Origin of the sequence: Streptomyces avidinii, assembly GCF_045161815.1 — a bacterium.
Classification (GTDB): domain Bacteria; phylum Actinomycetota; class Actinomycetes; order Streptomycetales; family Streptomycetaceae; genus Streptomyces; species Streptomyces avidinii.
In genome coordinates, this window is record NZ_CP108863.1 from 7,566,937 (window position 1) to 7,587,050 (window position 20,114).

The following is a 20,114-nucleotide window of genomic DNA, read 5'->3' on the forward strand; positions in this document are numbered from 1 at the left end:
GCTTACAGGTGTCCCGCGGGCGCGGTGTTCCGCACCCCGGTGACGACATCGGTCATCACGGCGGCCAGCACGTCGAGGGCGCGCCGGCACGCCTTGTGTCCTGCGTCCAGATGAGTGACCAGCCGGACCGTCTCCGGACCCGGCGCGGTCACCAGTACTCCTTCCTGCGCGGCCCGTGCGACGACCTCGTCCGCGCGGGCGACCTCGACGATGAGGATGTTGGTCTCCGGCGGGCGCACGGTGAAACCCGCGTCCGTGAGGCCCGCCGCCAGCAGCCCGGCATGGGCGTGGTCCTCGGCGATCCGCTCCACGTGGTGGTCCAGCGCGTACAGTCCCGCAGCCGCCAGGATGCCCGACTGCCGCATGCCGCCGCCCAGACCGTGCCGCAACTTCCGTGCCCGCGACAGCTGTTCGACCGGCAGCAGGAGCACCGACCCGACGGGCGCGCCCAGCCCCTTGGACAGGCACACGGACAGCGAATCGGCCGTCTCCCCGTACTCCCGGGCCGACGTTCCCGTCGCGGCCATCGCGTTCCAGATCCGGGCCCCGTCCATGTGCACCGACAGGCCCGCGCCGGCCGTCAGCTCCCGTACGGCGCGCAGCGTCCCCAGGGGGTGGACCGTACCGCCGGCCCTGGTATGGGTCTGTTCCACCTCCACGGCGCGGGTGCCGAGCGTGTACGGGTTCCCCCGCCGGACCACCCCGGCCAGCAGCTCCGCGGTGATCACCCCCCGCTCGGCCGACACCGTGCGCGTCTGGATCCCGCCGTAGCGGGCCGGCGAGGCCTCCTCGTGCGCCAGGACGTGCGCCTCGGCCTCGCACACCAGCTCCTCGCCGGGACCGACGAGGAGCTGGAGGGCGATCTGGTTGGCCATCACCCCGGACGGGGTGAACAGGGCCGCGGAGAAGCCGAAGAGCCCGGCGAGCCGGTCCTCCAGCGCACGGACGGTCGGATCCTCCCCGAACAGGTCGTCGCCGACCTCCGCGGCGGCCATCGCCGCCCGCATCCCGGGCCCCGGCCGGGTCACCGTGTCGCTGCGCAGGTCGGCGGTCTCGAAACTCCCGATGGTCATGACGGTACGTCAACTCCTCGCTCGCGGGGCTGTGGGGTGAGTTCGCGGGCCGCCATCCAGTCCAGCAGGGGACGTACCGACTGCCAGGTCTCCCGCACCAGTTCCCCGGCCCGCGCCGTGTGCAGGCCCGCGTCCGGCCCGTAGCGGCGTCCTGCGTCGATCTTGCGGTGGCGCAGCAGCCCCAGCCGCGGGTGGTCCGCGGGGACCCCGCGCGGCCGGGACCGGAGCCGGTCGCCGCCCAGGACGAACCCCTGGTCCTCCAGCCGCGCCGTGATCGCGGCCAGCTCCGCGCCGCCGTCCTCCTGCTCGACGGCCGCGCGGTACCGGGCGACCTCGGCCCCGGCGTACGGGTACCAGCGGCCGGAGGCGTACAGCCCGTGCCGGTCCAGGTGCACCCACAGGCCCAGACAGGGCAGCAGATCCAGATAGGCGCCCTGGTAGGTCTTGTAGGGCGACTTGTCGTGGGACATCCGGGTGTCCCGGACCGGGCCGAGCACCTGCACCTCGCCCGATCCGGTCGACTCCCGGAAGTGCCCGGTCAGTTCAGCGGCCAGCTCGTCCATCGGCGCGCGTACGTCACGCTCGTACCGCTCGCGGTGGCGCAGTCGCCACGCCTCCTTGCTGTTGTCGGCCGCGAGGTCCTCGTACAGGCGCAGTGCCGAGGGCGGGAAGCCGCTGAAGGTCACGGCAGATACCCCGGCAGGGGGTGGGCGGCGCACAGCTCGGAGACCCGGGTGCGCACCCGGTCGCGCAGCGCGTCCGGCAGTACGCCGCCCTGCGCGCGCAGCGCCACGAGGACGTCGGCGACCAGGTCGGCGCACTCGGCGGCCACCGCGTGGTCCATCCCGCGCGCGGCCAGCGTGTTGGTGCCGAGCCGGAGCCCGCCGGTCACCCGGACCGGTGTGGTGTCGCCCGGGACCCGGTTGCGGTTGACGACGATCCCGCAGGACTCCAGGGCCTGCTCGGCGACGTCCCCGGTGACCCCGGTGCCGCGCAGGTCGAGCAGCACCATGTGGGTGTCCGTACCGCCGGTGACCAGCCGGAAGCCGCGGTCCGAAAGGCGCCCGGCGATCGCCTGCGCGCCGTCGGCGAGCCGTTTGGCGAGCTCGGCGAAGTCGGGGCTCGCCACGAAGTCCAGGGCCCGCGCCTTGGCCGCCACCGACGCCAGGTCGGGGGTGCCCTGGGTGAAGGGGAACACGGCGCGGCGCAGGGTCGCGGCCAGCGTGCCGCGCTCCGGTCCGGCCTTGCGGGCCTCGCGGCCGAGCAGGATCAGCCCGCCGCGCGGGCCGTACAGCTGCTTGTAGGTGCTGGTGGTGGTCACATGGGCGTGGTCGACGGGGCTCTGGTGGAGGCCGGCCGCGACCAGCCCCGCGATGTGCGAGATGTCGGCCAGCAGGTAGGCGTTGGCCTCGTCCGCGATCTCCCGGAAGCGGGCGAAGTCGATGCTGCGGGGGTAGGCGCTCGCCCCGCAGACGATCAGCTTCGGACGGTGCTCCAGGGCCAGCTCGCGGATCTGGTCGTAGTCGAGCAGCCCCTCCGGAGTCACCCGGTAGCCGTGGGCCCGGTAGTACCGGCCGGTCACCGAGGCGGGGGAGCCGTGGGTGAGGTGCCCGCCGCAGTCCAGGTCCAGCCCGAGCAGGCTGTCGCCCGGGCTCAGCAGCGCCGTGATCACGGCGAGGTTCGCCGAGGAGCCGGAGTGCGGCTGCACGATCGCGTCCTCGGCCCCGAACGCCGCGCACGCCCGGTCGATCGCGAGGCGCTCGATCTCGTCGGCGACCCCGCAGCCCGCGTGGTAGCGGTTCCCGGGGAAGCCCTCGGCGGTCAGATTGCCGAGCGTGCTGCCCTCGCAGGCCAGCACGGAGGGGTCCGCGACGCTGGACGCCGCGACCATCATCAGGGTGTCGCGCTGGCGCGCCGACTCCCGGGCCAGCAAGGAGTACAGGGCGCCGTCGCGCTCTCTGAGCCGCGTCGCGGCGTGCCCGGCGAAATCGACCAGGTCGGGATCGGGCGCGGGACCGCTGCCGGGTGCCGCGGGCAGCTCCGGCTCGGTGACGGGCGCGGGCAGGGTGAGACTCATGACTGTCCCCTCTCGGAATCGTCCGTGATGACGGTGCCGGCCGTGCCGGCCGTGCCGGCCGTGCTGCGGCGGACCGCGTCCTCGGGGTCCGCCGCGTCAGGCCCTTCCGCCCCGTCGGCCTCCAGCTCGCCGAAGGCCTCCGCGGCGGCGACCGCCTCCGCGCCGTGCTGCTCGTCCGCGGCGATCTTCTCGGCCAGGTCGGAGAGCAGCGGGTTCTGGAACACGGTCTTGACGGGCACCGGCACCCCCAGCAGCTCCTTGAGCAGGCCCGCCAGCCGGGTACCGCTGAGCGAATCGCCGCCCAGGCTGAAGAAGTTGTCCCCGGGCGCCACCGCGTCCAGACCGAGGATGTCGGCGACCGCCGCGCACAGCACCAGCTCCAGCGCGCTGCCCGGACCGTCCGCGGCGTCCCGCACGGCCTCCTCGTCGGCGGACTGCTGGCGTCCCGCGGAGGAGGCCAGCAGCAGCCGGTCGACCTTGCCGTTGCGGGTCAGCGGCAGCTCCTCCAGCACGGTCAGCGCGGCCGGCACCATGTAACCGGGGAGCTGCGCGGCGAGCCGCTCCAGGACCGGCCCGGCCGCGTCGGCGGCGGCCACGACGAAGGCGTGCAGCCGCCGCACCCCGTGGGCGCTGGCCGGGGCCACCACCACGGCCGCCTCGACCTCGGCGTCCTGGCGCAGTACGGCCTCGATCTCGCCCAGCTCGATCCGGTGGCCCTGGATCTTCACCTGGAAGTCGTCCCGGCCGAGGATCTCGATGCTGCCGTCGGGCAGGTACCGCCCCAGGTCACCGGTCAGATAGGCGCGTTCGCCGCTCTCCGGGAGGTGCACGAAGCGGTTCGCGGTGCGCTCCGCGTCGTTCCAGTACCCCAGGGCGAGCCCGACGTCGCTGGCCACGGCCATCTCGCCGACCACCCCGAGCGGGCGCTCGTAGCCGGCCGGGTCGACGATGTAGTAGCGCTGGTTGGTGATCGGCTTGCCGTACGGGATGCTCGTCCAGGACGGATCGACCTCGCCGATCGGCTGGAACAGCGACCAGCAGATCGTCTCGGTCGGACCGCCCGAACCCACCACCTGGATCCGCGGGCTCTGCGCCCGCAGCCGGTCCGGCAGCGTCAGCGGGATCCAGTCGCCGGAGAGCACGGACAGCCGCAGGGACTCCAGCGGCCGGCCGCCGCCGCGGCGCTCGCGCACCTCGGCCTCGCCGACGAGCAGTTCCATCAGGACGGGCACGGAGTTCCACAGCGTGACCTGCTCCGCCTGCACCAGATCGGCCCACACATCGGGCTCGGCGTGCTCGAACGGCGGTGGCAGTACCACGGTTCCGCCCTGCGTCAGCACCCCGAACACGTCGTAGATCGAGGCGTCGAAGTGCAGCCCGGAGATGGCCAGCAGCCGGTCCCGGGCGCCGACCTCGAAGCGCTCGGCGACATCGCGGATCAGGTTGACCACACCGATGTGGTCGACCATCACGCCCTTGGGCTCACCCGTCGAGCCCGAAGTGAAGATCGTGTACGCGAGGTCCGCCGGGGTCTGCGCGGTGTCGGGCCGGGTGACGGCGGCGGACTCGAAGTCCTTGTCCACCCGGTAGCGGCGGGCCGTGGGGGGCCAGCTGATCCGGGAGTCCAGCCGGGACTGGGTGAGGATCCGGTCCACCTTGGCCTCGGTGAGCAGCCGGCGCAGCCGCTCCGCCGGCACGGACGGGTCCAGCGGCAGATAGGCGGCGCCGGAGGCGAGGATCCCGTACACCGCGGCGTACTGCTCCCACCCCTTCTCCATCACGACGGCGACCAGCTCGCCCGGAGCCGCCCCGTGGTCCCGCAGCGTGTGGCCGATCCGCCAGGCGTACGAGGCCAGTTCGGCGTAGCTCAGGCGCCGCCCGGAGGCGTCCACCACGGCCTCGGCCTCGGGCGTGGCCTCGGCCTGCCGGGCGAACAGCTCGTGCAGGGTGGTGTACGGGATCTGCCCGGCAGTGTCGTTGACCTTGCGGCGCAGCGTCCGCTCGGCCGCCGGGATCAGGTCGAAGCGCCGGGTGTGCAGGGACTCCGGGTCCCGGGTGAGCCTCTCCAGCAGGTCCACGTACACGCCGAAGGCGGCGTCGACGAAGCCGGGCGCGAACGCCCCGTCGACGAAGTCCCAGATGACGCGCAGTTCACCGGCCAGCTCGCGCAACTGCACGTCGAGCGAGACCTGCGGGGTCTGGGAGATCGAGTACACCTCCCGGCCCAGGTCGGTGACGGGCCGGCGCACCGGGTAGTCGAGCAGGCTGGTGACGACGACCGGCATGCCGGCCGTCGCGCCCACCCCGTGCAGCCGGGTCAGTTCGCGCAGCACCCGCACGCCGTTGAAGGCGCCGTGCTCCGCGTCGCGGGCGAGCTGGTCGCGCAGGGCGTGGGCCCGGTCCAGGAAGGTCGCGCCCGAACCGTCGGCGGCGAGCATCACGGCGTTGGTGAAGTCGCCGAGCACACCGGTGATGTCCGGGTGCACCGCCGGACGCTGGAAGATCGGGTAGTTGATGGTGAAGTCCGACTCCTCCGCCCAGCACCGGACCACCTCGGCGAAGGCTGCGGTGAGCAGGACCGACGGGGTCAGCCCCGCTTCGTGGGCCCGGGCCGAGAAGAGCTGCCAGTCCGCGGGGGAGAGCCGGTGCTCGCGCCGGTCGAAGCGCACCTCGCGCCCGCCGTCGCCGGAGCCGCCCGTGGGCAGCGAGGGGGCCGGCGGCAGGGTGGGCACCCGCTCCACCCAGTAGTCGCGGGCGGTGCGGAAGGCCTCGGTGTGCGGCAGGGCGTCGGCGCGCCAGCGGGCGTATTCGGCGAAGCCGATACCGGGCTCGGGGAGTTCGGCGTCCGGGTTCTCGTAGAGGTCGACCAGCTCGGGGAAGAGCACCTGGAAGGCACTGGAGGCGTCCAGCACCTGGAGGTCGATCCCGAGGTGGACCCGGCCGGTGTCCTGCGGACCGCCCAGCCGCAGGATCCGCAGGTCGAACAGCGGCCAGCTGCCCACCGGGAAGACCACGTGGCTCATCTCGTCCCGCAGCGCGGCGAGCCGCTCCCGCGCGGCGTCCTCGGACAGGCCGCGCAGGTCCTCGACCGGTATCGAGAAGGGCAGCGGGTCGGCGGGCACCCACTGGGTTCCGTCCGTACGGCCGATCGCGCGGAGCATGTCGTGACGGGCGACCACCTTGCGCCAGGCGGCGGCGAAACGCTCGGGGTCGAGGCCGGCACGCTCCCATTCGAAGTATCCGTAGCAGCCGATACCGCCCAGTTCGACTGCTTCACCTCGCCCGATCATCAGTGCCTGCTGCGTCTCGGTCATCGGGAAGGACGCGGCACTGTCCGCGCGAGCGGGCAGGAGCTCGGTCATGGTCCAACTCCATTCGGTGTTACGGGCCGTTGGCTTGTTCTTGCCTGGGGTCGATACGGGCCGGAGCGCCCTGCTGCGGGGCAGGGCGAGGCTAGGGGCGGTGGGTTAGCCGCCGGTTATGTTCCGGCCGGGCGGCGGGCCCGCAGTCGGGTGCGGCCCCCTCGGCCAGGGAGAGCGCGAAGAGCCGTACGAGCGGGTGGAACAGGTAGCAGGGCTGGCCCCACTCGTCCGCGCCGCTGACCTCCAGCAGGGCCGCGTCGGCCAGCGCCTCCAGCAGCCGCTCGGCCTCGGCCTCCGGAAGGCTCAGCGACATCGCCGCGTCGGCCGCCGGGAACGGCTGCGGGCCGAGCGCGGCCAGCGCCGGGAACACCGCACGCACCTCGGGGTCGAGCGCCCGCCAGGACGGAAGCAGCGAGGTGTGCACGTCCAGGTCCCCCGAGTGCAGCTCCCGCAGCCGGGTGACGGGATCGGCCAGTCTGCGGGCGAGCCGATCCGGGGTGGAGTGCGGCCGGGCGGCGATCCGGGTCCCGACGATCCGCAGGGCCAGCGGCAGACCGGCACAGTGCTCGACGATCGCCGACGCCGCACCGGGCGCGGCGGCCACCCGGGCGGGACCGGCCGCGGCCGAGAGCAGCTCCAGCGAGTCCCGGGGCGCGAGGGGCGCGAGGGCCACGGTGTGCGCCCCCGCCACGGTGGGCAGCGCCGTCCGCCCGGTGACCAGGACCGCCGGCTCCGGAGTGTTGGGCAGCAGCGGACCCAGCTGGGCGGCCCCGGAGGCGTTGTCCAGCACGATCAGCAGCTGCCGGCCCCGGGTCCGCTCCCGGTAGAGCCGCACCAGCTGGTCCTGGTCCTCGGTGACCGGTACCTCGTCCGCCGGTGCGAGCGCGCGCAGCAGCCGGCGCAGCACCCGGGTGGGGTGCCGGGGAGTTCCGTCGGGGGCGCGCAGGTCGGCGTACAACTGCCCGTCGGGGAAGTGCCGCTGGCAGCGGTGGGCGGCGTGCACGGCGAGGGCCGTCTTGCCGAGCCCGGCCATTCCGGTGACCAGGACCCGGCGGGGCCGCCCGGAGCCCTGCCCGTCGGGGGCCAGCGCACGGCACAGCAGATCCAGTTCGGGCTCCCGGCCGGTGAAGTCCACCGTGTCGGGCGGCAGCATGGCCGGGGCACCGGCCGTCCGCTCCGGGGCCTCACGCCGGGTACCGGCCGCCACGGCGGCGGGGCGCGGCTGCCGGTCGAGCGTGCCCTCCAGCAGTGCCCGGTAGGTGGACTGGAGCTCCTCGCCGGGGTTCACGCCCAGCTCGTCGGCGAGCACCGCACGGCCGTGGTGGTAGAGGTGGATGGCGTCCGCCTGCCGCCCGGACCTGCACAGCGCGGTCATCAGCTGGCACCGGATGCGCTCGCGCAGCGGGAACTCGGCTACGAGGCCGGTGAGTTCACCGGTGAGCTGCTCGTGCCGGCCCAGGGCGAGGTCCGCGGCGATGCGGTGCTCCAGGGTGACCGCCCGGGCCTCGGTCAGCCGCGGCGCCTCGGCGTCGGCGAGGTATTCCGTGGCGTTGGCGAAGGGCAGCCCGTTCCACCGGGCCAGGGCGCCGCGCAGCAGCTCACCGGCCTTTTCGAAGTCCTCCGCGATCAATGCCTCACGACCGCTGAGTGCCAGCTTCTCGAATTCCGTCAGGTCGAGGGTCGCATTACCGATGCTCATGGCATATCCGGGCGGCCGACGATCGATCAGAACATCGTCGCCGAGAATCTTGCGCAAGCGGGAAACATAGGTGTAGAGCTGTGCGCTGACGGTGGCCGGCGGAGCCCAGCCCCACAGCAGCCGGCACAGCCGTTCGTCGGAGATCACCTCTTCACGTGCCACGAGGAGCGCCGCGAGCACGGTGTGCAGCTTCGCCCCGGAGAACGCGACCCGGCGGCCGTCCCGCCGTACCTCGACTGGCCCGAGCACTCGGAATTCCATGTACCGCCCCATCCGTGATTCATGGAGAAGAATCTCTGAACGAAGCTAGTGGAGTGCGTTGTCTCCTCGATATCGTGGCGATTTCGAGGGCGGCCGGGGTCACGAAATCGATGGAACACAGAAGAAAAAGGAGGCGTCCCTACTGTTCCATTCATGCCGCAGCGAGCGGCAGCGATGATCCACCGAGAGGGGATTCCCAGATGCGCAGCACGCGGACGGCGAAGACGGCGAACACGACGGCGGCGGCCTGCCTGGTCGTTCTTGCGGGAGTGTTCGTGGGTACGGGGGGAGCGTCGGCGGTGCCGGCGGACACGAGGACCACCACGCAGGCGGACGACATGCCGTGGGGCATCGTCAAGCCGGTGGTCCCCCCGCAGCCCGGCTCCGCCGGCACGAACGGCGACATGCCCTGGGGCTGACCCGCCCCGTACCCCCGTACCCCCACACCCCCGCATCTCCCGACGCGCGGCTACCGGGGCCGGTCCCTGTCCCTGGTCCTCAGTCCTCCGGACGCGTCAGCAGCACGGTCAGCTCCGCCGCGGTGAAGGAACGATGCGGCAGCTCACCGGAGACCACGGCACCCGGCCGGCTCCCGCCGTCCGGCTCGCCCGCCGCGTTCTGGACCGCGGCCAGCAGCCTGGCCGCCTGCGCCCGCCAGGGCTGCGCGCCGACCTCCCCGAACGCGGCCCGCGCCCGCCGGAACCGCTCCGCCGCCTGCGTCAGACGGCCGCCGATCGCCTCCACACATCCGAGATCGGTCTCCACGCGGGCGTACAGGAAACGATCCGCCAGCTCCTCCGTGATCTCCAGGGCCTGCTGCAGCGTTCCTCCCGCCGCTGACAGCAGGCCCTGGCTCCACTGCGTCTGGCCCAGTCCCCGCAGCGCGTGCGCCTCCCCGACCCGGTCGCCCTCGCCCCGGGTCAGTCTCAGTACCGCGTCGAAAGCCTCCGCGGCCTCGCCCAGGTCCCCCGCCCGCAGCCGCACCTCGGCCAGCCGGTACACGCTCTGCGCCTCGGCCCGTACCGATCCGGTACGCCGGCTCAGCGCCACCGCCTCCTCCGCGAGGGGCAGCGCGCCGCCCATGTTGCCCCGGTCCAGCTCGATCTGCGCCTGGAACCCCAGCAGATGGGCCTCGTTCCCGATGTCTCCCGACGCGTGGAACCCGGCGAGCGCCGCCTCGCAGAACTCCAGGGCCCGCTCCCAGTCGCCCTGGAACCGCGCACACATGGCCAGGTTCCGCTGTGCGAGCGCCGCCCCGCCCAGGTCACCGGTGTTGCGCAGCAGCCGCAGCGCGGCCATGTTCCAGCCCTCGGCCTGCTCGTACCGCCGCTGGTAGATCGCCAGCGAGCCCAGCAGCCGCAGCATCGTCGCCTCGCCCGGCTGGTCGCCGGTGCGCCGGGCCGAGGCCAGCGCCAGCTCGGCGCAGCGCTGCCAGTCCTCCAGGTAGTTCTTCGTCTCGAAGTGCGGGACCGCGCTCTCGGTCAGCGTCCACGCGTACCGGGCCCGCCCCGTCTCCGCAGCGTGGCTCACCAGGTCCGCCACCGCCGTGCGCTCCGACTCGAACCAGTCCATCGGAGCGGCCAGCAGCTCGTCGGCCAGCTCCGGCAGGAAACGGGGGGCGGGTTCGGGCGTCCGGCCCAGCGGGAACTCCCGCCCGTCGATGCGCCGGTGCGCCTCCTCGGCCAGCCAGAGCCAGGCCGCGAAGGCCCGCCCCAGGGCCGCGTCCGCCTCCCCCTCCGGCTCGTCCGACTCCGCCCGTTCGCGTGCGAACAGCCGCAGCAGGTCCTGGAACCGGTAGCGGGCGGCTCGCCCCGGCTCCGCGTCGGCGACCTCCAGCAGCTGCGCGTCGACCAGGTGGTCGATCAGCTCCTCCGCGTGCCACACGTCGGTGTCCAGTACGGCCGCCCCCGCCCAGGCGGCGAAGTCCGCCGTGCGCAGCAGCCCGAGCCTGCGGTACATCCGGGCCGCCTCGGGGGCCAGGTCCCGGTAGGTGAGGCGGAACCCGGCCCGCACCCCGCCCTCGCCCGGGCTCAGCACATCGAGCCGGGACCGGTGATCGCGCAGCCGCGCCACCAGGCTCCGTACGCTCAGCCCCGGCTTGGCCGCCAGGCGCGCGCCGGCGATCCGCAGCGCGAGAGGCAGACAGTCGCACAACGCGCCGAGCTGTTCCACGGCCACCGGATCGCTGCCGAACCGGTCCGCCCCGGCGAGCTTGATGAGCAGGGCCGTCGCCTCGGTCGGCTCCAGCATCCGCAGCCGGATGGTCAGGGCCGTGTAGTCCCCGGTCAGGTCGCCCAGGCTCTCCCGGCTGGTGGCCAGCACCACGCTGCGCCCGCCGCCCGGGAGCAGGGGTCTGAGCTGGTGGAAGGAGCGTACGTTGTCCAGGACGATCAGTGTCTTGCGAGTGCTGAGCAGGCTCCGGAAGAGCGAGGCCCGCTCGTCGGCGTCCGGCGGGATCTGGGGCGCGCCGATGCCGAGCGCGCGCAGGAACCGGTCGAGCACGGCGGCGGGGGACACCGGCGCGTGCTCCTCGTCGTATCCGCGCAGGTCGGCGAAGAGCTGGCCGTCCGGGAACTGGTCGGCCACCTGGCTCGCCCAGTGCACCGCGAGGGCGGTCTTGCCCACGCCGCCCACACCGACGATGGTGGCGAGCGCCGGGGTGTGGGGGTTGTAGGGCTCCTTCAGGAGCCGGTCCAGGGAGGTCATCTCCCGCTGCCGGCCGGTGAACGCCATGACATCGGCGGGCAGTTGCGCCGGAATGGTATTCAGGGCCGCGGGCGCGGGGGCCGCCACGGCGGGGGGCCGGGTCAGTTCGGGGGAGTCGCGCAGGATCAGGTCGTGCAGCTGCCGCAGTCCGGGACCCGGTTCGATCCCGAGCTGCTCGGTGAGTAACCGGCGCCCCTGCAGGAACACTTCGAGGGCCTCGGCCCGCTGCCCCGACCGGTACAGGGCCAGCATCAGGTGCTCGCGGCACTGCTCGCGCAGCGGGTGCCGGGCCACGAGCTCGGCGAGTTCACCGGTGAGCGCGCGGTGCCGGCCCAACTGGAGCATCAGCCCGGCGCGTTCCTCCATCAGCGCCAGCCGCATCTGCTCCAGCCGGGTGGTCTCCGCCTCCAGCCGGGAGCCGGACGGCTCGTCCAGCGCGGAGCCCCGCCAGATGCTCAGCGCCTCCTCGAAGTGCGTGCACGCCTCTTCGGTCCGTCCGTGCCGGGCGGCGTCCCGCCCCTGCTCGGCGCGCTCCATGAACTCCTGGACGTCGATCCGGTGCTCGCCCTTGGCCAGCAGGTAGCCCGGGGGAGAGGTGATCAGCAGATCGGTCACCCCGGCCTGCTTGAAGGTCTTGCGCAGGGTGGCCACGCAGATGGCGATCTGGTTGCGCGCCGTCGCCGGGGGAGATTCCGGCCAGACGGCGTCCACCAGGGTGTCGACCGAAACGATCCGGTCGGCGTAGAGAACCAGCATCGCGAGGACCGTGGCCTGGCGCCGGCCGTTGATGCGCAGCGGACCGTCATCGGCCTGGACGACCAGCGGCCCCAGCACTCTGAAGACAAACCGATTCAAAAGGTCCCCCGGCCTTGAAACCCCGCGTCAGGCGCGAACGGTACCGCAAAGAGGATTCCTCGGTGCAGTCAACTCTTGGGAAAAACGCGGTCGGTTTCAGGCCAGCTTGTCCGTATAGCGGCGGACACGTGCAAGGGCTTCACGCAGAGTCGTCGGATCCGATCGACGACAACGCGCCGGACAGGCCCCGCAGCACCTCGGCCGTGCGGTACACCTCGTCCTCGCCGCCGAGGTGCCCGCACAACTGCCGGGCCAGTGCGGCGAGGCAGGAGTCGATCTCCCGTTTCGCGGCGACGCCCTGCTCGGTGGCGGTGAGCAGCTTCGCCCGCCGGTGCGCCGGATTGTCCAGGTAGATCGCGAGCCCCTGCCGCACCAGAAGGTCCGCGATGCGCTGCACGCTCTGCCGGGTGGTCCCCACCCGCCGCGCGACCTCCGACACGGACAGTGATTCCTCCGTCACCGTGCTCAGTATCTGCCATCGAGCGGCGCTGAGGCCGAACGCGAGCGCGAGCCGGTCGAGGGCCGCGGTGAACCGCCCGTTCAGCCGGAAGACCGCCACGGCGGCGCGGCTGAAGGACTCGGCCTCCCCGGACTCCCCCTTGCGCGTCAACGTCGGTCCCCTTCCGTACGCCCCGCGGGTCGCTGCACGATAACAGCGCGTGGTCACGTCGACGAGAGTCGGCCGCGGTGGCGCAACCCGGTCGAACCCGGTCGATGCGCCTCTCCCCACGGCAGTGGTACGTTGGTCGGCCCGTGGCCGACATGTCCACCCCTTGGCTGTACCAATGGCACAGTGCCCAAGGGTCCGGTTGAGCCAGTGGGCCTCCAGGTGCTTATCTGTGGCGTATCCATGTACTTACGGCGCCGCGCAGCGCCGGACGGCAACGAGGCCGGTTCCGGAGCGCGGCGCCTTCGCCGTGCCCGTCCGCCGCCCACCACCCCCGGGCGGAGCCGGGCCGGCGCGCACCACTGCAAGGGGGGCGGCACACCGCCGTGAAGAGGATGTTCGTGGCTCCGGATCCGGGGCGTATGAGACTGAGGAACTCGGCCCGCGCCGTGATCGGCGTCGCCGCCGCCGTCGCCCTGGCCGAGGTGTGCGGTCTCTCCCTGACCGCCTCCATCACCGGGGGGCTGGCCGCGCTGCTCGCCCTCTTCACCGTGCTCGACGGACACGTCCGCGCCCAGCGCCTGACCACCGCCCTGCTGCCCGTCGCCGGATTCCCCGTCCTGGCCCTCGCCACCACCCTGCACGGGATCCCGCTCGCCCGCGACGCCGCCTTCCTCGCCGTCGTGTTCGCCGGGGTGTACGCCCGCCGCTTCGGCCCGCGCGGTCACGCCCTCGGGATCTTCGGCTTCATGATGTTCTTCGTCACCCAGTTCCTGCACGCCGTGCCCGGGCAACTGCCCGAGCTGTACGCCGCGGTCGGGCTCGCGCTCGTCGCCTCCGCAGCCGTGCGCTTCCTGCTGTGGCCCATCGAACGGCGCACCCCACCCCCCGCCGCCCCGCCCGGCCTGCCCGGGACCGGGCTCGCGAGGCCCACCACCCGGCAGGCCTTCCAGGCCACCGCCGCCTGCGCCTTCGCGCTCGGCATCGGCCAGGCGCTCTCCGACGACCGCTGGTACTGGGCCGTCGGCACCTCCTGGTGGATCTTCGTGAACACCGCCTCCCGGGGCGAGACCCTCGTACGGGGCTTCCGCCGCGTCCTCGGCACCGTCGTCGGCATCGCCGCCGGCCTGCTGATCGCCGTACCGCTGCACGGCGCGCCGGCGCCCACCGCCGCACTGGTCTCCGTATGCGTCTTCGGGATCTTCTACACGGCCGCGCCCTCGTACTCGTGGATGATGTTCTTCGTCACGGTCATGGCCGGCCTGCTCTACGGCCTGCTGGGCGTCCTGCACCCCGGACTGCTGCTCCTGCGCTTCCAGGAGACCGCGATCGGCGCACTCGGCGCTGCCCTCGCCGTCGTGCTCATCCTCCCGGTCACCACCCACGCCGCCAACGACGCCTGGATCCAGCGCGCCCTGCACTGCGTACGGGCCTGCACCGCGGCCGCCCTGGAACGCCTTGCCGGCGACCCGGACGCCGACCCCGCCCCGCACGCCGCCGAACTGGAGCTGCTCCTGGGCCGGGTCCGGCTGGCCCTCGCACCCCTCGTGCACCCCCTGAGCCCGCTGCGCGCCCGCAAGGCCCGCGCCCGGCAGGTGCTCGCCCTGCTCGACGACTGCGCCCGGGACGTGCGCGGGCTGGTCGCCGTCGCCGCCGACCCGCAGGCCTCGCACGACGCCCGGCTGGCCGCCGCCTGCTGGCGCGTGGAGGCCGCGGTGGAGGCCCTGACCGCCCCGCACGGCACTCCCGGACCCGCCACCGTGCCGCACCCCGGGCCCGCCGCCGCGGAACCGGCCCTCGCCCACCTCCACGGCCTGGAGCACACCCTGGTGGCCCTCGCGACCCCGCTGCGCAGCGACCCCCGGGCGCCGCTCGTCATCAGCGCCTGAGCAGCCCGCCCCGGGCGTCCGCCAGCCCCGCCGGCAGCCGGCCGGCGGTGTGCACCACTCCGAGGGTCTGGGTGGCCCGGGTCAGTGCCACGTACAGGTCGCTCGGCCGCAGCTCGTCCGGCTCCACCACGATCACCGTGTCGAACTCCAGTCCCTTGGCCTGGCGCGGGTCCAGCAGGACCACCTCCCGCGTCAGGTCCGGCTCCGCTCCCTCCCGGACCCCCGGCAGTACGGCGGCCAGGGCCGCGTGCCGCGCCCGCGGCGCGATCACCGCGAGCCGCCCCTCGGCCGGCAGCTCCCGCTCCACGGCCTCCCGGGTCGCCCCCGCCGGGTCATCGGTCGCCAGGGCCCACGGCCGCACCCCGGTGGACCGTACCGAACGCGGCGGCTCGAAGCCGGGATCGCGCATCCGCAGCACGGCAGCCGCCACCTCCATGATCTCGGCCGGGGTGCGGTAGTTGACCCCCAGCCGGACCAGCTCCCAGCGCTCGCCCACGTACGGCGCGAGGACGCCTTCCCACGAGCCGCAGCCCGCCTCGTCGGCCGTCTGCGCCGGATCGCCGACCAGCGTCATCGACCGGGTCGGGCAGCGCCGCATCAGCAGCCGCCAGGCCATCGCCGACAGCTCCTGCGCCTCGTCCACGATGACGTGGCCGAAGGCCCAGGTACGGTCGGCCGCGGCCCGCTCGGCGGCGCTGCGGTGGTCGGCCTCCTCGTGGCGCTCGGCCATCCGCTCCGCGTCGATGATGTCGTGGGCCGCGAGGAACTCGTTCTCCTCGTCCTCGAACTCGTACGACTGCGAGCCCTCGGACAGGTCCAGCACGCCCTGCGCGTAGGCGATGCGCAGCTGCCGGTCCCGCTCCTCGGCGGCCCGCCGGGCACTGTCGTCCTCGCCGAGCAGCTCGGCGGCCTCGTCCAGCAGCGGCACGTCGGCCGGGGTCCAGTCCGGCCGGGCCGAGGGCGCCCGGCGGATCAGGTCGGCCTCGTGCGCGGGCAGGTGCGTCGGGTCCGCCAGGAAGTCGGTGACCAGCCGCTCGGGGGTGAGCGAGGGCCACAGCGAGTCGATCGCCGCGTGCACGGCGCCGCTCGTCGCGATCTCCTTGCCGAGCTGGGCGACGTCGTCCGGGCCGAGCAGGTTCGGCCCGCCGTACGGATCGGCGCCCAGCCGGTCGGCGAGCTGCGCGGTCAGCGCGTCGATGACCGGGAAGGCGAAGGAGGGGCGCGCCTGGTTGTGGGGGAGGCCGGTGGCCCGTGCCCGGTCCCGCGCCCCGTAGGCCATCGTGCGGTCCAGCAGCAGGGTCCCGTACTCCTCGTGGTCGATCTCCAGCGCGGGCTCGGGCACCTTGTCGTACTCCTCCCCGGTGTCTGCCGGTACGGACTCCGGCAGGCACTGGCGGTCCGCCACCACCCGGGCGAGGACCTCCGCCATCGAGGCCCGGCCCTTGACCGCGGCGGCCCCGGGGCGGTCGGTGCCGGTGGCGTGCACCCCGGGGAAGAGCTCCCCAGGGGTGGCCAGCAGCACGCCCGTCTCGCCGAGCGCCGGGAGTACCCCGCCGATGTAGCCCAGGAAGGCCGGGCCCGGTCCGACGATCAGCACCCCGCGCTTGGCCAGCAGCTCCCGGTGGGCGTACAGCAGGTAGGCGGCGCGGTGCAGCGCGACGGCGGTCTTGCCGGTGCCGGGACCGCCCTCGACGACCAGCACCCCGCGGTGCGTGGAGCGGATGATCCGGTCCTGCTCGGCCTGGATGGTCCGCACGATGTCGTGCATCCGGCCGGTCCGGGCGGCGTCGAGCGCGGCGAGCAGCACGGCGTCCGCGTCCGCGCCCTCGTGTCCGGTGCGCTCCGCGTCGGTCAGGTCGAGGATCTCGTCGTGCAGGGCGGTGACCACGCGCCCGCGGCTGCTGATGTGCCGGCGGCGGCGCAGCCCCATGGGGGTGTGGCCGGTGGCGAGGTAGAAGGGGCGGGCCACCTCGGCGCGCCAGTCCAGGACCAGCGGCGTGCGGTCCGCGTCGTCGGCCCGGATTCCGAGCCGGCCGATGTGGTGGTCCCGGCCGTCGGAGAACTCCAGACGGCCGAAACAGAGGCCGTTCTCGCCCGCATTCAGAGCGGAAAGCAGACCGGACTGCTCGGCGACCAGGACATCCCGCTCCAGCCGGGCCTGAAACCCGGTCCCGACATCGCGCAGCGCACCTTCGACCGCACGTTCGGCCTGGTCACGCAGGCCGTCGAGGCGGGTATAGAGGTCGGTGACGAATTGCTGCTCTTTCCGGAATTCCTCGGTTGACAATTGCACTCCTGCCGCGATACAGTGTCCTCGTAAGCTTCTTCACGGGTCCATTTTCAGCGAAGTCGCGAACCATTGAATATACGCTCTCTCCTCCCTCGGCAGCCAATTCGGCCGGGGGATTTTTTGCGTACGGTGGATCTCATGACCACCGCACACGGCCCGGCCCGCGCCGACGGAATCGTCTACCGACTCGCCCGCCCCCAGGACGCGGGTGCCATCGAGGCCCTGGACAGCTCCTTCACCACCGCCACGGTCTTCGAGGTGAGCGACCCCGGCCCGGACGCAGGCGGCGGCTTCGGCTTCCTCCTGTGTGAGGTCCCGGTGGACCCGCCCGTGCGCAAGGCGTTCCCGCCCGAGGAGCACGACGAGCAGGTCTTCGGCGGCGGGAAGGACTCCGAGGCCGACGCGCGGACCTTCGTGGCCCTCGACGGCGACCTGCTGTGCGGGTTCGCCGCCGTCAAGTACGCCGCCTGGAACCGGCGGCTGACCATCGAGGACATCGAGGTCGCGCCCGGTCACCGGGGTCGCGGCATCGGCCGCGCGCTGATGGAGTGTGCGGACCGGTTCGCCCGCGAACGGGGCGCGGAGCACCTGTGGTTGGAGGTCAGTTCGGTCAACGCCCCGGCCGTTCACGCCTATCGGCGCATGGGGTTCACCTTCTGCGGCCTCGACACCGCCCTGTACGGCGGCACGCCCGCGGCGGGCGAGCAGGCGCTCTACATGAGCCGCCCCTGCCGTTGACCCGGCGCACGACCAACTCCCGGATTGCGCGGGATTTTACGCCCCCGCCAGCCCTGCCGCAGCCCGATCCATGAGAGATCACCCGGAGGAGTGCTCCGTCACCGCCGACCACCCCGCGCTGACCTGCGACATGTACAACGGGTAATTGTTTACTGCACATTCATGCGGCATGTACAGGGTGGATCTGCTCGGACAGGGGGTACCGGCCCGGAATGGAAATTCTTCAACAGCGCTCCACCACCGCTCAGGTGTGGGAAGCGGCCGAGGAGTTCATCCGACTCTTCCACAGGGAGAACGCGGACGCCGGTGATCCGCGCGCCCGGCTCGCCGCTGTGCGGGCCGAACTCGCCGAGACCGGCAGCTATGTGCACACCCCCGCGGAGCTGGTCCACGGGGCGCGGGTGGCCTGGCGCAACAGCAACCGCTGCATAGGCCGCCTCTACTGGAACTCGCTGCGGGTCCGCGACCGCCGCGGGCTCACCGACGCCGACGGGATCGCCGCCGAGTGCTTCGAGCACCTGCGCGAGGCGACGAACGGGGGCAGGGTCAGGCCCACGATCACGGTCTTCGCCCCGGACGGCCCGGCCCGCCCCGGCCCGCTGATCTGGAGCGAGCAGCTCATCCGGTACGCGGGATACGGCGACCACCCCTCCATAACCGTCGGGGACGCCCGCAACGCCCCGCTCACCGACGCCCTGCTCCAGCTCGGCTGGTCCGGTGGCGCCGGCACCCCCTTCGACCTCCTGCCGCTGGTGGTGCAGGGCGTCGACGACAAACCCCGCTGGTTCGACACCCCCGCGGACGCCGTACTGGAAGTGCCGATCGACCACCCCGAAGGCGACGGCTGGGCGGACTGGGGACTGCGCTGGCACGCCGTACCCGCCATCTCCAACATGTGCCTGGAGGTCGGCGGCATCCACTACCCGGCCGCGCCGTTCAACGGCTGGTACATGGGCACCGAGATCGGTGCGCGCAACCTCGCCGACACCGACCGGTACAACCTCCTGCCCGCCGTCGCCCGCCGCCTCGGTCTGGACACCTCCAGCGACCGCTCGCTCTGGAAGGACCGCGCCCTCGTCGAACTGAACCGGGCGGTCCTGCACTCCTTCGACCGCGCCGGGGTCACCATCGCCGATCACCACACCGAGTCCCGGCGCTTCCTGTCCCACATGGAACGGGAGGAGCGCAAGGGGCGCGAGGTGGGTGCGGACTGGTCCTGGATCGTGCCGCCGATCTCCGGTTCCGCGACCCCGGTCTTCCATCGCACCTACGAGGACCGCAGCAGCAGTACCGCCTACGTCCACCACCCCGGCGCGCAGGAGCGGGCCCGGGGGCGGGATTTGGTCTAGACCTTCTGTTACCGTCGGCCCCGGACGGATCCGACGGCAGCGAGAGGGGCTTCCAGTGAGCGGCGCGGACAGCACGGACCGGAGCGGCGAACGCCGGGCCTACATCGGCTCGTTCACCTCGGCGGGAGGTCGCGGTGTCACCACCGCGGCCGTCGATCCGAAGACCGGAGCGCTCACCCCGCTCTCGGTCACCGCCACCGAGGACCCGTCCTACCTCGCCCTCGCCCCGTCCGGCGGTGTGCTCTACGCGGTGAACGAGACGGAGCGGGGCGCGGTCGCCGCCTTCCGGACCACCGACGGGGGTCTCGCCCCCCTCGGCGCGCCCGTCCGCGTCGGGGGCTCCGGCCCCACCCACCTCAGCCTGGCCGGGCGCAGGCTGCTCACCGCCAACTACACCTCCGGCAGCGTGAGCAGCCTCCCGCTCGCCGTAGACGGCGCCCCGGGCGGCCCCTCCCGCGTCCTGTCGCACCGGGGCTCCGGCCCCGACACCGCCCGGCAGGAGGGCCCGCACGCCCACCAGGTACTGCCCGACCCGACCGGCCGCTGGGTGCTCGGCGTGGACCTCGGCACCGACTCGGTACGGGTCTACGCGCACGACCGGGCCACCGGGGCGCTGCGGGTACACGCCGAGACCGCGCTGCGCGCCGGGACCGGTCCCCGCCACCTGGCCTTCCATCCGGAGGGCGAGGTGGCGTACGTCCTGCACGAGCTGGAGCCGCAGGTGACCGTTTGCCGCTGGAACGGGGCGTCCGGGCAACTGGAACCGGTCGGCGAGCTTCCGGTGGCCTCCGTGGGCGCCTCAGGGCCCGTACGGGCCTACCCCTCGGCGATCGTCGCCTCGCCCGACGGGCGGTTCGTCTGGGCGGCCGTCCGCGGGGCCGACGCGATCGTCACCCTCTCCCTCGCCGACGGGCCCGGCGCGCCGCGGCTCACCGGGACCGTGGCCTGCGGCGGCGCCTGGCCGCGCGACCTCGCCGTCGACGCCTGGGGGAGCCGGCTGTACGCGGCCAACGAACGCTCGGGGGACGTCACCTGGTTCGACGTGGACCCACTGACCGGGCAGCCGCACCGGGCCGGCTCGCTGGCCGTGCCCGCGGCCACCTGCGTGGTTCTCGGCTGACGCGCCTCTGCGCACCGGGCACGGGAAAGGGCCCCCGGAGGCCACGGGAGACCGTGGCCGCCGGCGGCCCTTTCCGTCGTACGGGCGG

The 20,114-nt window shown here is 73.3% G+C and carries 13 protein-coding genes; 5 read left to right on the forward strand and 8 right to left on the reverse strand.

The window, feature by feature from the left end:
• Positions 1–2: 2 nt before the first annotated feature.
• The 5 genes from OG373_RS34055 to OG373_RS34075 all read right to left on the reverse strand — a co-directional run bounded on the left by OG373_RS34055 (position 3) and on the right by OG373_RS34075 (position 8,460).
• Entirely contained in the window at positions 3–1,073 is a 1,071-nt protein-coding gene (locus tag OG373_RS34055; protein ID WP_405442361.1) for a threonine aldolase family protein, read from the reverse strand.
• A complete protein-coding gene (locus OG373_RS34060) occupies positions 1,070–1,759 on the reverse strand; it encodes a DUF2461 domain-containing protein (RefSeq protein WP_405442363.1) in 690 nt (229 codons plus the stop codon). The genes OG373_RS34055 and OG373_RS34060 overlap by 4 nt, the downstream gene beginning before the upstream one ends.
• A complete protein-coding gene (gene glyA / locus OG373_RS34065; RefSeq protein WP_405442365.1) occupies positions 1,756–3,150 on the reverse strand; it encodes a serine hydroxymethyltransferase in 1,395 nt (464 codons plus the stop codon). The genes OG373_RS34060 and glyA overlap by 4 nt, the downstream gene beginning before the upstream one ends.
• The gene (locus OG373_RS34070; RefSeq protein ID WP_405442367.1) at positions 3,147–6,512 is read right to left on the reverse strand and encodes a non-ribosomal peptide synthetase; all 3,366 of its coding nucleotides are present in this window, start codon (positions 6,510–6,512) and stop codon (positions 3,147–3,149) included. Before OG373_RS34070 ends, glyA begins: the two co-directional genes overlap by 4 nt.
• A 91-nt stretch (positions 6,513–6,603) precedes the next feature.
• Positions 6,604–8,460, reverse strand: a complete 1,857-nt coding sequence (locus OG373_RS34075; RefSeq protein ID WP_405442369.1) for a BTAD domain-containing putative transcriptional regulator — start codon at positions 8,458–8,460, stop codon at positions 6,604–6,606.
• Positions 8,461–8,672: 212 nt separating this feature from the next.
• On the opposite strand from OG373_RS34075, the gene OG373_RS34080 reads away from it, so the two are divergent.
• Positions 8,673–8,891 (forward strand): hypothetical protein, encoded by a 219-nt coding sequence (locus OG373_RS34080; protein ID WP_405442371.1) that lies wholly within the window; start codon positions 8,673–8,675, stop codon positions 8,889–8,891.
• Between the two features lie 79 nt (positions 8,892–8,970).
• Here OG373_RS34080 and OG373_RS34085 read toward each other — a convergent pair whose 3' ends face one another.
• Both OG373_RS34085 and OG373_RS34090 read right to left on the reverse strand, forming a co-directional pair.
• Positions 8,971–12,012, reverse strand: coding sequence for a BTAD domain-containing putative transcriptional regulator (locus tag OG373_RS34085; RefSeq protein WP_405442373.1), 3,042 nt, complete (start codon positions 12,010–12,012; stop codon positions 8,971–8,973).
• A 160-nt stretch (positions 12,013–12,172) separates the two neighbouring features.
• Complete coding sequence (locus OG373_RS34090) at positions 12,173–12,643, reverse strand: MarR family winged helix-turn-helix transcriptional regulator (protein WP_405442375.1); 471 nt, start codon at positions 12,641–12,643, stop codon at positions 12,173–12,175.
• Between the two features lie 392 nt (positions 12,644–13,035).
• On the opposite strand from OG373_RS34090, the gene OG373_RS34095 reads away from it, so the two are divergent.
• Positions 13,036–14,529 carry an FUSC family protein gene (locus tag OG373_RS34095; RefSeq protein ID WP_405444299.1) on the forward strand — a complete coding sequence of 498 codons (1,494 nt, stop codon included), beginning with the start codon at positions 13,036–13,038 and terminating at the stop codon, positions 14,527–14,529.
• Here OG373_RS34095 and OG373_RS34100 read toward each other — a convergent pair.
• The gene (locus OG373_RS34100; RefSeq protein WP_405442377.1) at positions 14,519–16,816 is read right to left on the reverse strand and encodes a HelD family protein; all 2,298 of its coding nucleotides are present in this window, start codon (positions 16,814–16,816) and stop codon (positions 14,519–14,521) included. The genes OG373_RS34095 and OG373_RS34100 overlap by 11 nt on opposite strands.
• Before the next feature lie 141 nt (positions 16,817–16,957).
• Here OG373_RS34100 and OG373_RS34105 point away from each other — a divergent pair, with 141 nt between their 5' ends.
• From OG373_RS34105 to OG373_RS34115, 3 genes are all read left to right on the forward strand, one after another.
• The gene (locus OG373_RS34105; protein ID WP_405442379.1) at positions 16,958–17,557 is read left to right on the forward strand and encodes a GNAT family N-acetyltransferase; all 600 of its coding nucleotides are present in this window, start codon (positions 16,958–16,960) and stop codon (positions 17,555–17,557) included.
• A gap of 212 nt (positions 17,558–17,769) precedes the next feature.
• Entirely contained in the window at positions 17,770–18,906 is a 1,137-nt protein-coding gene (locus OG373_RS34110; RefSeq protein ID WP_405442381.1) for a nitric oxide synthase oxygenase, read from the forward strand.
• A gap of 55 nt (positions 18,907–18,961) precedes the next feature.
• Entirely contained in the window at positions 18,962–20,026 is a 1,065-nt protein-coding gene (locus OG373_RS34115; RefSeq protein ID WP_405442383.1) for a lactonase family protein, read from the forward strand.
• The last annotated feature ends 88 nt before the right edge of the window (positions 20,027–20,114 follow it).